Below are 11,353 nucleotides of genomic sequence, written 5' to 3' on the forward strand. Positions count from 1 at the left end.
AAACCCTTAACCGTCCCTTACGGTTTATGAACATAACGGCTACGGCCTTGGTTTTTTGCCAAATAAAGCGCTTGGTCGGCACGTTTCATGGTGTTACTAAATGTCTCTGTGGCACGTTTTATAGCCGAACCCACACTCACGCTGAGCGTTTTACTCGGCGTCACCATCACATTATTAGCAAGGCTGAGCAGTTGCTCACAGGTAGCACGTAACTCATCAGCGTCGTCGGTGGCTACATAAAGTGCAAACTCCTCACCGCCGATTCGTGCAAATAGAATGTCTTCATCTAATGCTTGATGACACTGATAAACAAAATCTATCAATACCTGATCACCAACATCATGGCCATATTCATCATTAATCGCCTTAAAGTGATCGATATCAGCTATCACTAGGCTATGTGGCTTATCTTGGTTTTGCTGCACATAATGATAAAAATAACGACGGTTATACGCCTTTGTTAATACATCGGTTTTTAGTTCTTCTTCAAGCTGTTCGCGGGTTTTAGCTAAGTCTGTAAGGGCAAGATAAAGACCAAACCCAGTTACTAGCATCCCTAAAGTGCGGGTAATATCTTCGATATAAATGCCAACCCAGATTGGTTGAAATACCAGCTCGTCTAAAAAATCAAAAGTAAGCCCAACACTCCAAAGGAAGATACCCACACTTAAAAATAAGTAACTGCGCTTAGCAACCACCGAGGTTTGCACAAACGCGAAAATACAAATCAAAATAAGCAAATTGATGGCGTCACTTAGCACGCCATTTAAGTAGATATCGTTTTCGAGCCGATTAAAGTAATACAGATAAGTGATAACTATCAGCAACAAAAAGACAATAAAAGAACTAATAAATAACTGCTTTATTATGAGTGGTACTGAGTTTAACTCAGCCTTTACTTCTGGGGGAGAGACTTGCTTATTCATAACTAATCACGACAACACACTGCAATGACCTCAACATTAGCAAAGCAAATTTAAAAGTGCATGATAAAGCCGCTTTAAAGGGCAAAAACCAGCGTTTTTACTGGAGTAAAAAGTCTAAAAATAAGCCGTTTTAGTCAGTAAAAAAGTCTAAGTTCATGCTATTTGCCACTAACGGTCGCAATTCTGCTGTTATTTTTTTATCATCGCTGACAATTTAAATGACACAGCAAGAATCAATGAGCGACGCACGATTTATTCCTTTTCGAAAACACGACATCATTAACCTTTGCCAAGCCTATTTAGGTGAATCGCAATCAGGTTCGTTTATGGAGTTTGCTACACTTTTGCAAAGCGTGACTCATTACCAATATCACGAGCTGCTGGAGTCATTAAAAAACAACTATGCGCCATTTGACCCAAATAGCGACACCCGCACCCTAACACCGATTACTAACGAGCAACGTGCCAACTACCAATCTGCCTTTGCAAAAGACTTTGCCACCGTACTCAATGCTGCCAATTTTGAAACTATTACCAATCAAGACTTGCAAGATGCATTGAATGAAGAGTCTTTATTTAAAGTGCGTTTAGCCGTTGAGTTTGATGACTTCGCAGAAGTGGTCTTTTACCGCCGCGGCGAATCGCAAAAAACTGAGACGCTGCGCAGTTTTTGGGGTCTAAAGAAAAAGCAGATTCAATTTACTAACTATGACCGCGTTGCCATATTCATCCGCTTTAAAGACAAACAGTACTTTTTAGAAAAAGGCAAAATGCCAGTGGGCTTTGAACCAAATTCAACTATTGTCAAATTATTTCAGAATGTCCCAAAAGCCGATTTAGAAATGCTGTTTCCGAATAGCGAAGTAAAAATGCGCCCAATAGATAAACTGATTATAGGTTCATCAGCATTGATTGGCGGTGCTGTGGTGTTGGTAACAAAATTAGGCGCGTCCATTTTACTACTGATTGCTCTGATTGCCTTTTGGGGTGGTTGGCGCAGTGAAGAAGTGCATATGAGTCAGCAACACTTTATTACCTTTGCAATCGGCATGGGGGTATTTGGCAGCTTTATTTTTAAAGAATGGAGCAAGTTTAAAAACCGTAAAATTCGCTTTATGAAAGCACTAGCCGACAACTTGTATTTTAAAAACCTCGATAACAATGCAGGTGTTTTCCATACTCTAGTTGATGCAGCTGAAGAAGAAGATGTTAAAGAGGCGCTGCTTGCCTACACCTTTTTACTAAAAAGCGAATCAGCGATGACTGCAGAGCAATTAGATAATCAAATTGAGCAATGGTTTAAGGAGCAACATAATTGCCAGCTCGACTTTGAAATTGATGACGCTTTAAACAAACTCGTAAAGCTTGATCTAGTTAATCAGCAAAGTGATCTTTATTCAGCGGTTGATTTAGATGAGGCCAAACAGCGCTTAGATGCGCGCTGGGATGACTATTTTAAGTTTGCCTAAGCCTTTGAAATCAGGTACTAGCGAAACACATATAGACTTCGAGTCAATTCAACTGGGGTAAATGCAACTTTATCTCAATGTGCTTGCGCAGCGAATGGTCTGCTTTTAGGATAAAATTTTACGGCTAAAAAAAGACCATTCCATGCAATTAAAAAAAACAATCCTTATTGGAGCAAGCTTGCTGTGCGCAGCAACAACAGCTCAAGTATATGCTAACGACAAGTTTGTCTCTGAAGATATTTTTCAACTTGAATACGCAGGCGACCCACAAATAAGCCCAGACGGTAAAAAAATCGTTTATGTTCGCAGCGGCTACGACATCATGAAAGATGGTAATAAGCGTAGCTTTTGGCTGTACGATATAAAGTCTGGTCAACACACACCACTGTTTTCTGATGAGCATAACTATAGCCAACCTACTTGGTCTCCAGATAGCAAGAAAATTGCCTTTACCAGCAACTCAAGTGGCTCAAATCAACTTCACGTTTATTGGTTAGCACAAGACAAACAAGCATTATTAACGCAACTACCAAAATCAGTACGTAACTTAACTTGGTCGAATGACTCTGCACAAATTGCTTTCACCATGAGCATTCCTGAAGGTAAATCTGCGTTCGCTAAATCAGTAAAACTGCCGAAAAAACCAAAAGGCGCTGAGTGGTCAAAACCAGTGAGAGTGTTTGAAAAAGCACGCTATCAAGCTGATGGCGCAGGCTTTTTAGAGCCTTCATACCGTCACGTTTTTGTTATTCCTGTTTCGGGTGGCACACCACGCCAATTAACATCGGGTGATTATCAGCACTATGGCCCACTTGCTTGGGATCCAAGTAACACAAAACTGGCTTTTTCTGCTGATCGCAATGATGAGTGGGAATATCGCACAACTGAGTCAGACCTATATGAAATCAATGTAAAATCAGGCGAGCTTACGCAACTAACCGATTTACCAGGCCGTGAAACTAAGCCGCGTTACGCTGAAGACGGTGATGAACTTGCCTTTGTTGCGCGTGACAATGCCCCTGTGCCTTACATTAACTCGACACTATCTATGCTCGATTTAGATGATAAATCAATCAAGCATATTACTGAAAAATTAGACCGCTCAGTGGCTGATTATAAGTGGTCAGGCGACGGTGACTTTGTTATTCAGTACGATGATTTTGGTAAGCGTAAGCTCGCTAAAGTAAACAGCCGCGGTAAGGTAACTGATTTAACTGATACCGTATCGGGCACTTCAATTGGTCGTCCGTATATCAGTGGTAGTTTCAGCATGGCCAATAATGGCGCTATTGCGTACACCACAGGCAGCGAATACCGCCCAGCTGATTTAGGCTACATCTACAGAGGTAAAAGTAAAACGCTAACTTCATTAAACGAAGATGTATTAGGCCATAAGAAGCTTGGTAAAGTGCATGAGCTGAATGTTAAGTCGCAGTTCGACGGCCAAGCCATCCAAGGTTGGTACATTACACCACCTGACTTTGATGAAAACAAACAATACCCATTAATGGTCGAAATTCACGGCGGCCCACATCTTGCCTATGGCCCAAGCTTTACTGCTGAATTACAACGTTATGCCGCTGAAGGTTACGTGGTGGTGTATGTGAATTACCGTGGTTCAACAAGTTACGGTAAAGACTTTGCACTACTGCTAGATGGTAAATACAGCTCTGAAGAAGACTTTGCCGATCACAACTCGGCAGTTGATGCCATGATTGCTAAAGGCTTTATCGACAGAGATAACCTATTTATTGCTGGTGGTTCAGCAGGTGGTATTGCAACGGCTTATGCGGTTGGTTTAACAAACCGCTTCAACGCTGCGGCAATTACCAAGCCTGTGATCAACTGGTTAAGTAAAACTCTTTCAGCCGACAGCTATATTGGTCAAATTCGTAACCAGTTCCCGGGCATGCCTTGGGATAATGTTGAGCACTACTGGAAACGTTCGCCGCTTTCATTAGTGGGTAACGTAACCACGCCATCATTGATCATGACAGGTGAAGAAGACCGCCGTACGCCTATTTCAGAATCAGAGCAGTTCTATCAAGCATTAAAACTGCAAAAGGTCGATACCGTGCTTATTCGTGTGCCGGGCTCACCACATGGTATTGCGGGTCGTCCATCACGTATGATTTCGAAAATTGAATACACGCTTGCGTGGTTCAAACAATATCAGAAGTAATGAATTAAGCAGGAGTGAGCTGCTCACTCCTGCTTAAAAATAATGATGACTAAGCGCAAGTTGAGCAGAACCTATCGACTGCGCTTTTTCCCCGCACACGCCCAAACCCACTTCACAGCTACGTAGTCCACGACTATCTAAACGTGCAAATGCTGCAATTGATAACTGCTTGAGCTGTTCAAGCGCTTTACTCGGTAACGGCGAACCAATAATCACAGCTTGCATATCTAATAGACTCAAACTGTTATGCATGGCAATACTGATAGCCTCAGCAGCTTTTTCAAGCCAAGGCTGAACTAGTCGTTTATGCTCTGTAAACTGACTGTCAGTTAGCTCGTACACTGAAATGCTAAGTTGCTGCTTATCAAACTCGCTTTGCAATGATAGTAATGAACATTGACTAAGTAACTGCTCCCGATCAGCGTTTAGCATTGAGCCTATAGCACCGGCATTACCACTTTTACCTTCGAGAAGTTGGTGGTTAATCACCACAGCTCCACCTAAAAAAGCCCCCAAATAAACATACAAAAAATCGCTGTAGTTATTAGGGTTACCAAGGCTTAGTTCTGCACAGCAGGCAGCGTTATTATCGTTACTAATATAAACCGGTAAATTAAACTGACTTTCTAAGTAACCTTTTAAGTCGAAATTTTGCCATTGGCTAAGGGTATTTGTTGCAGTATCTGAAGCGGCTTGCCATTGCCAAATATCAAACGGCATAGCGACCCCTAGCCCACACACATGTGAGCGCAGTTCAGGCTCTAATTGACTGATTAATTGTGGGATATATATTTCTAAGAATGATTTAAGCTCATCAACCGATGCTTCATTCACCTCAACAGATACCGATGCTCTTTGCGTGCTTTGTAAGTCAACGAGTATCAGGTCGAAGCGTCGTCGCCCGATTTTCAAACCAAAGCTAAATGCACCATCTGGATTGAGCCTAAATGGCACGCTTGGTTGCCCTACTCGTCCTTTTACAGGTGCATCACGAAGCAATAGCTTATCTTCTTCGAGCTTGTTGATGTTCACTGTTGCAGCCTGAGCAGACAAGGCTAACGCTTTCGCTATTTGCGCTTTAGGCATGCTTTGCTGTTGCCTAATTAAACTTAAAATTGCGCGCTCGTTCTTGCTTCTTGGTGCTCGCGATAAACTGCTCTTCATAACATCCTTCTTGATATAAGCTTGATAAGCGGCCTATTAGACCTGTTTGGCGTACTATCTACCAGTCAAAATAATAAATCAACTAGGTTGATTTATTATTTATAGTCGTGAATACTGTCGGCCACAACAATATGAACACATTAATCCGGTGAACTATGCAAACACAGCCTGCTATTGTATCGCGCCAAATGCTTTGGCCTTTTATTCTGCTTACAATTTGCTTTGCTGCTTGGGGTACTGCGGCCAATATGACAGACCCATTAGTAAAAGTTTTTAGCAAAACATTTTCGATGAGTGCGTTGCAATCAGCACTGGTGCAGTTTAGTTATTACGGCGCTTATTTTTGCTTAGCTTTACCGGCAGCCATGATCAATAGACGGTTTAATTATAAAACGGGGCTGTTAGTGGGTTTAGCTATGGCCGCCTGTGGTGCCTTATTGTTTTACCCTGCTAGCCAAACCATGCTCTATAGCCACTTTTTACTGGCCTTGTTTATTCTTGCTGGTGGCTTGTCTATTTTAGAAACCTCGGCAAACCCCTATGTCATGCAGTTAGGATGCGAGCAAACAGCAACCCGTAGACTTAACCTCGCACAAGCTTTCAACCCCGTTGGTACTAATATTGGTGTGTTTTTAGCGGCGACGTTGATCTTACCGAACTTAAATCAAGCTGATAGCGCAAGCCGTGCCCTGATGAGTGAAGCGCAATTAAAAACCGTTGTGAGTGCAGAACTCGATGCTGTGATGGTGCCGTATGTGGGTATGGCCTGTTGCTTAATCTTACTATGGCTATGTATCTTTTTTAGCCGCTCTCCTGCCACAGTAACAAAAGCCGCAGCGCAGCCGCGTAAACTTAAAAAAACCTTTCAACATTTGTATCAAAATAAGCACTACCGATTTGGCGTGCTGGCACAGTTTTTTAATGTTGGCGCACAAACCTGTGTATGGACCTACACCATTGGTTACACCATGGAAGCTCTTAACACGACAGAAGTTACTGGCGGTCAGGTGTTACAATATTCTATGCTGGTGTTTTTAGTGTCTCGCTTCATTATGACTTGGCTAATGCGCTTTATTAGCGGCGCTAAATTACTGCGTTTTATGGCTTTAGTTGCAGCCGTGCTTTGTTTTATTGTTACCACCCAAATTAATTTAGTGGGCGTAGTCGCACTTGTCGCTATTTCAAGCTGTCTATCTTTGATGTTTCCAACCATTTACGGCACAGCACTTGAAGGCCTCGGCGAAGATGCAAAAGTTGGTGCGGCAGGTTTAGTAATGGCAATTTTAGGGGGCGCATTTTTACCTCTGATCCAAGCCGCAACTATAGATGCCTTTAACACTGCGGTTTCGTTTGTTGTACCACTTGTTTGCTTTTTAATTGTTGCTTTGTACGGCCACCATACTAAAGTACCAGCAATACCCGCCAAAGCGCAGTTGCAGGACTAAACGCATCAATGAGATAATGCACCTCGTTTACCTACTTAAGCGAGGTGTATCGTCAATTAATGGAACATATTACATTTTTCATGGTCAAGTTTTTGGCCTTTTCTGTTGGCTGTTTTTCCTGCTTTTTACTTCATGACCAAGCCAATGTTGCCCTTGTGTTATCTGCTGCATTTACTGGATTAGTTGGCACATTTATTCCTTTTCCTGCTCGTTTTGGTAACCATCCTTATGCAGCCATTTACGCTGGTAGTTTTGCTGGTATGTGCTCATCGAGTTTAATCAACAGCTACTGGGAGCTGAGTTTTATCTCTTTAATTGGTGCCAGCCTTTACGTATTAACTATGAACCTATTTGCAGGTTTTGGTGGTCGTCTTGGTAGCGTTGCTTTTGCCAGTGTGGCGCTTTACATGCTTGCAAAAGGAGTCTTTTAATGGATTTGTTTATTACAATTACCGCTTTACTTGGTGCCTACTCTACTTACTTTTTAGCACATCATAACCGCTTTGATGGCATTCGCGCCTCAGCCGCCACTAGCATTATTGCATTTGCAATTTTAAGCCTATTCCCTATTGATGTAGAACTTTACAGCGTGGCGTTTTTTGGGGGGACTTTCATTGGCATGAGCGCACCAAAACGCTTTGGCATTTTTACATTAGCCATTGCTTCAATATTGTTTGCTTTGTTGTTTGAATACCTTGTGCCGCGCTTGCATGGCTATGGCGGTGCATTGGGCTTGAGTGCTTTTCTATCTGTGTGTGTTTGCCATATCGGTATCTTGCTAGGGGCACCCCGCAGTAAAAAAAGCAACTAAATCTGACTTGGCAATTAAAAACCTATACCTTTTCACTAAGATTCTTTAGTATGTTAAATACTTGTTTAAGGATAAAGGATCTTTATGCTGTTTCGCTCATTACTGATTGCTACCATGCTTTGTTTCATCAGTTGTGCAACGGCTGCGAAAACACTGACCTTTATCGCTGAAGATCTACCTCCTTACCATTTTAAAAATCAGCAAGGCGAAGCCGATGGTGCACTTGTTGAAGTAGTAAAAGCCGCCTTAACACACGCAAACATCCCCAGCGAATTCGAAATTATGCCTATGGCGCGGGCTTTTCATGAGCTCGAAAACAATCCAAACATGTTAATGATTTCGCTACTAAAAAACCCAACTCGTGAGAGTCGCTTTCAGTGGTTAGCACAAACCTATTTTTCGGACGCTTACCTCGTTGACCTTGCGAGCAAAAGCCACAAAATATTTAGTTTAAAGCAAGCTCAGCAGTACCGTGTCGCGACTATTCGAGGCTATTCAAGTGAGCATTACTTGAAGCATGCCGGATTTAATGAAGATAAAAATTTGGTGCTAGTCAGTCATTACCATCAACTTTGGCAATTGCTTGAAAAAGAGCGCATAGACTTTGTGCTGACCAACACCCTGACCTTGCAAAACGAACTGGCATTATCTGGGGTTGATCCGAGTGATATTCATAAAAGCCTACACTTAGATGACTTTCCGTCAGGTCTTTATTTAGCTGCAAATCTTAATTTAGATAAACAACTCGCTGTGCAATTAAGTAACGCGGTTGAAGCTTTGAAGCAAAGTGGTCAATACCAAGCAATATTACAAAAATGGCAGTTGCCTTTATGCGAAATCAACAAGAAGTCAATCAACTGAGTGACGATAAGCAAATTCAAGCGGCCCAACTAAGCGAAAGTGAATGGCTATTTAAAGCGTGGTTATTGGGCTTAAGCAGTTTGATTTTACTGATTTCTGGCTTTGCTTACCGCTTATTAGTGAACAACAGGTTTAATTAGCATCACGATTCCCTAAAATCGCCCCTAAACAGGGCGATTTCACGACATTGAGCCCAATTAATGCCGACCAAGGTCGCATATTATTTAATCAAAAAAACACCTACATTTTTTAGGGTCTCTCACTAAAAAGTATAGGAGCCTCACAATGGCGGGCGAATATCAACAACAATATCAACAGTTCCAGCGCGATCCGGGTCAGTTTTGGCTTGAGCAAAGTAAGCGAATTCCTTGGTTTAAAGAGCCAAGTGTCCCTTATCAATATGACGATAATGATTTTTACCATTGGTTTGCCGATGGTCAGTTAAACACTTGTTACCTAGCCCTCGACCAACATGTCGAAGCAGGCTATGGCGACCAAACAGCACTGATTTACGACTCCCCTGTTACCAATACCAAACAACAATACACTTATGGCGAGTTACAAACTCAAGTTGCTAAATTTGCAGGACTCATGCAATCCCTTGGCGTAAGCAAAGGTGACCGCGTAGTCATTTATATGCCAATGATCCCACAAGCGGTTATTGGTATGCTGGCGTGTGCGCGCCTTGGTGCCATTCACTCCGTTGTATTTGGTGGTTTTGCACCGCACGAACTCGCGGTGCGTATTGATGATGCAAAGCCAAAGCTTGTGCTTACTGCGTCTTGTGGGGTCGAAATAAATCATGTGATTGAATATAAACCACTGCTTGATGAAGCACTCGAAAATGCCAAGCATGCTGTTGAACACTGTATTGTATTTCAGCGTGAACAAGCCATTGCCGAGATGCAAGATGGCCGAGACATCGATTGGCAATCAGCCTCTGATGCAGCAAGTGCAGTCGATGCAGTGCCTGTTGCAGGTGACGACCCGCTTTATATTCTTTACACTTCAGGCACCACAGGCACACCTAAAGGGGTGGTTCGAGAAAACGGTGGTCACGCAGTTGCAATGCATTACAGCATGGAAACCGTGTATGGCATGAAACCCGGCGAGGTATTTTGGGCTGCCTCTGATATTGGCTGGGTGGTTGGTCACTCATACATTGTATATGCACCGCTCATTTATCGCTGTGCCACCGTACTTTATGAAGGAAAACCAATAAGAACTCCTGATGCCAGTGCATTTTGGCGTGTTGTAGAAGATTATAAAGTCACCGCCTTATTCAGTGCTCCAACTGCATTTCGCGCAATTAAAAAAGAAGACCCCACCGCCGAGGGCTTTAAACAATACGATACCTCAAGTTTAAAACGTTTATTCTTGGCCGGTGAGCGCCTAGATCCACCCACGTATGAATGGCTGAAAGACAACACTGGCTTGCCTGTACTTGACCACTGGTGGCAAACAGAAACAGGTTGGGCAATTGCGTGTAACCCAATTGGTATTGAACAACTTGCCACTAAGCCGGGTAGCTCAACAGTGCCAACACCGGGCTTTGATGTACAAATTCTTGATATGAATGGTGAGCAGTGCGCCGCAAACGAAAGCGGCGCAGTGGTTATTAAACTGCCTTTACCTCCTGGCTGTTTACCAACAATTTGGCAAAACAATGAACGCTTTCAGGCGGGCTATTTAAGTGAGTACCCGGGTTATTACCTCTCTGGTGATGGCGGCTATATTGATGACGATGGGTATCTATTTATTATGGGTCGTACCGATGATGTAATTAACGTTGCAGGTCATCGCTTATCAACCGGTGAAATGGAAGAGATTGTAGCAGCCCACCCTGCTGTTGCTGAATGCGCAGTATTTGGTGTTAATGATGCACTCAAAGGGCAATTACCTATGGCGATGATAGTGCTCAAAGACGATTATCTTGGTGATAGCAAAGAAGTTGAGCAACAGTTAGTTCACTCGGTAAGAAATCAAATTGGCGCCATTGCCTGCCTGAAAAACATTTTGCATGTTGAGCGCCTCCCAAAAACCCGCTCAGGGAAAATACTCAGAAAGAATTTACGCCAATTGGTCGATGGTGAAGAACTGCAAATTCCATCAACCATTGATGATGCGAGTATATTTGATGAAATCAACCAACAACTTAACAATCGCTGATCTGCGTTTGTAATTTTGTAATGTTACCAAAGGCCTTGTTTAAGGCCTTTATTCGTTTTGGCCTATGGCTTGCAACTTTACATGTAAGTTAGCAAACGAAAAGGTGGTTAACATGGCTGTTATCGCAGGTTATATCCAATTCAATGAATTAGGCAAAACAGAATTTCATTATATTAATCAACTAGCTGATGTATTTAATCGTTATAAAAAAGCAGATGCTCAGCGGTTCTGTCAGTGGTAATTGATAGTCACAATGCCCTCATCTGAGGGCATTATTATGAAATACAAAAACTACTTTCTAAAAAATAATATTACAGGCTAGAATC

Annotated in this window: 11 protein-coding genes; 9 read left to right on the forward strand and 2 right to left on the reverse strand. The window is 42.5% G+C overall.

From position 1 onward, the window contains the following. Positions 1 to 17: 17 nt before the first annotated feature. On the reverse strand, positions 18 to 926 hold the full coding sequence (locus HUS62_RS03785) for a GGDEF domain-containing protein (protein ID WP_175078581.1): 909 nt from the start codon (positions 924 to 926) through the stop codon (positions 18 to 20). Positions 927 to 1,162: 236 nt separating this feature from the next. On the opposite strand from HUS62_RS03785, the gene HUS62_RS03790 reads away from it, so the two are divergent. Both HUS62_RS03790 and HUS62_RS03795 read left to right on the forward strand, forming a co-directional pair. Continuing rightward, on the forward strand, positions 1,163 to 2,395 hold the full coding sequence (locus HUS62_RS03790) for a TMEM143 family protein (RefSeq protein ID WP_175078582.1): 1,233 nt from the start codon (positions 1,163 to 1,165) through the stop codon (positions 2,393 to 2,395). 142 nt (positions 2,396 to 2,537) lie between these two features. After that, a complete protein-coding gene (locus HUS62_RS03795) occupies positions 2,538 to 4,577 on the forward strand; it encodes a S9 family peptidase (RefSeq protein WP_175078583.1) in 2,040 nt (679 codons plus the stop codon). A gap of 33 nt (positions 4,578 to 4,610) precedes the next feature. On the opposite strand, the gene HUS62_RS03800 is transcribed toward HUS62_RS03795, so the two are convergent. Further along, a complete protein-coding gene (locus HUS62_RS03800; RefSeq protein WP_175078584.1) occupies positions 4,611 to 5,741 on the reverse strand; it encodes an ROK family transcriptional regulator in 1,131 nt (376 codons plus the stop codon). 155 nt (positions 5,742 to 5,896) lie between these two features. On the opposite strand from HUS62_RS03800, the gene fucP reads away from it, so the two are divergent. The 7 genes from fucP to HUS62_RS23015 all read left to right on the forward strand — a co-directional run bounded on the left by fucP (position 5,897) and on the right by HUS62_RS23015 (position 11,268). Continuing rightward, the gene (gene fucP, locus HUS62_RS03805) at positions 5,897 to 7,186 is read left to right on the forward strand and encodes an L-fucose:H+ symporter permease (RefSeq protein ID WP_175078585.1); all 1,290 of its coding nucleotides are present in this window, start codon (positions 5,897 to 5,899) and stop codon (positions 7,184 to 7,186) included. Positions 7,187 to 7,266: 80 nt separating this feature from the next. Further along, positions 7,267 to 7,617: a hypothetical protein gene (locus HUS62_RS03810; protein ID WP_054561182.1), complete on the forward strand. Its 351-nt coding sequence runs from the start codon at positions 7,267 to 7,269 to the stop codon at positions 7,615 to 7,617. Next, complete coding sequence (locus HUS62_RS03815; protein ID WP_175078586.1) at positions 7,617 to 7,997, forward strand: hypothetical protein; 381 nt, start codon at positions 7,617 to 7,619, stop codon at positions 7,995 to 7,997. The genes HUS62_RS03810 and HUS62_RS03815 overlap by 1 nt, the downstream gene beginning before the upstream one ends. 84 nt (positions 7,998 to 8,081) lie before the next feature. Beyond that, complete coding sequence (locus HUS62_RS03820) at positions 8,082 to 8,858, forward strand: ABC transporter substrate-binding protein (RefSeq protein WP_175078587.1); 777 nt, start codon at positions 8,082 to 8,084, stop codon at positions 8,856 to 8,858. Continuing rightward, positions 8,828 to 8,998: a hypothetical protein gene (locus HUS62_RS03825; RefSeq protein WP_175078588.1), complete on the forward strand. Its 171-nt coding sequence runs from the start codon at positions 8,828 to 8,830 to the stop codon at positions 8,996 to 8,998. The genes HUS62_RS03820 and HUS62_RS03825 overlap by 31 nt, the downstream gene beginning before the upstream one ends. A 145-nt stretch (positions 8,999 to 9,143) precedes the next feature. Continuing rightward, positions 9,144 to 11,027, forward strand: a complete 1,884-nt coding sequence (locus HUS62_RS03830; protein ID WP_175078589.1) for an acetate--CoA ligase — start codon at positions 9,144 to 9,146, stop codon at positions 11,025 to 11,027. 112 nt (positions 11,028 to 11,139) lie between these two features. After that, entirely contained in the window at positions 11,140 to 11,268 is a 129-nt protein-coding gene (locus HUS62_RS23015) for a hypothetical protein (RefSeq protein ID WP_258536708.1), read from the forward strand. Positions 11,269 to 11,353 lie beyond the last annotated feature (85 nt).

It is taken from the genome of Pseudoalteromonas sp. 0303 (genome assembly GCF_013349995.1).
Lineage (GTDB): Bacteria > Pseudomonadota > Gammaproteobacteria > Enterobacterales > Alteromonadaceae > Pseudoalteromonas.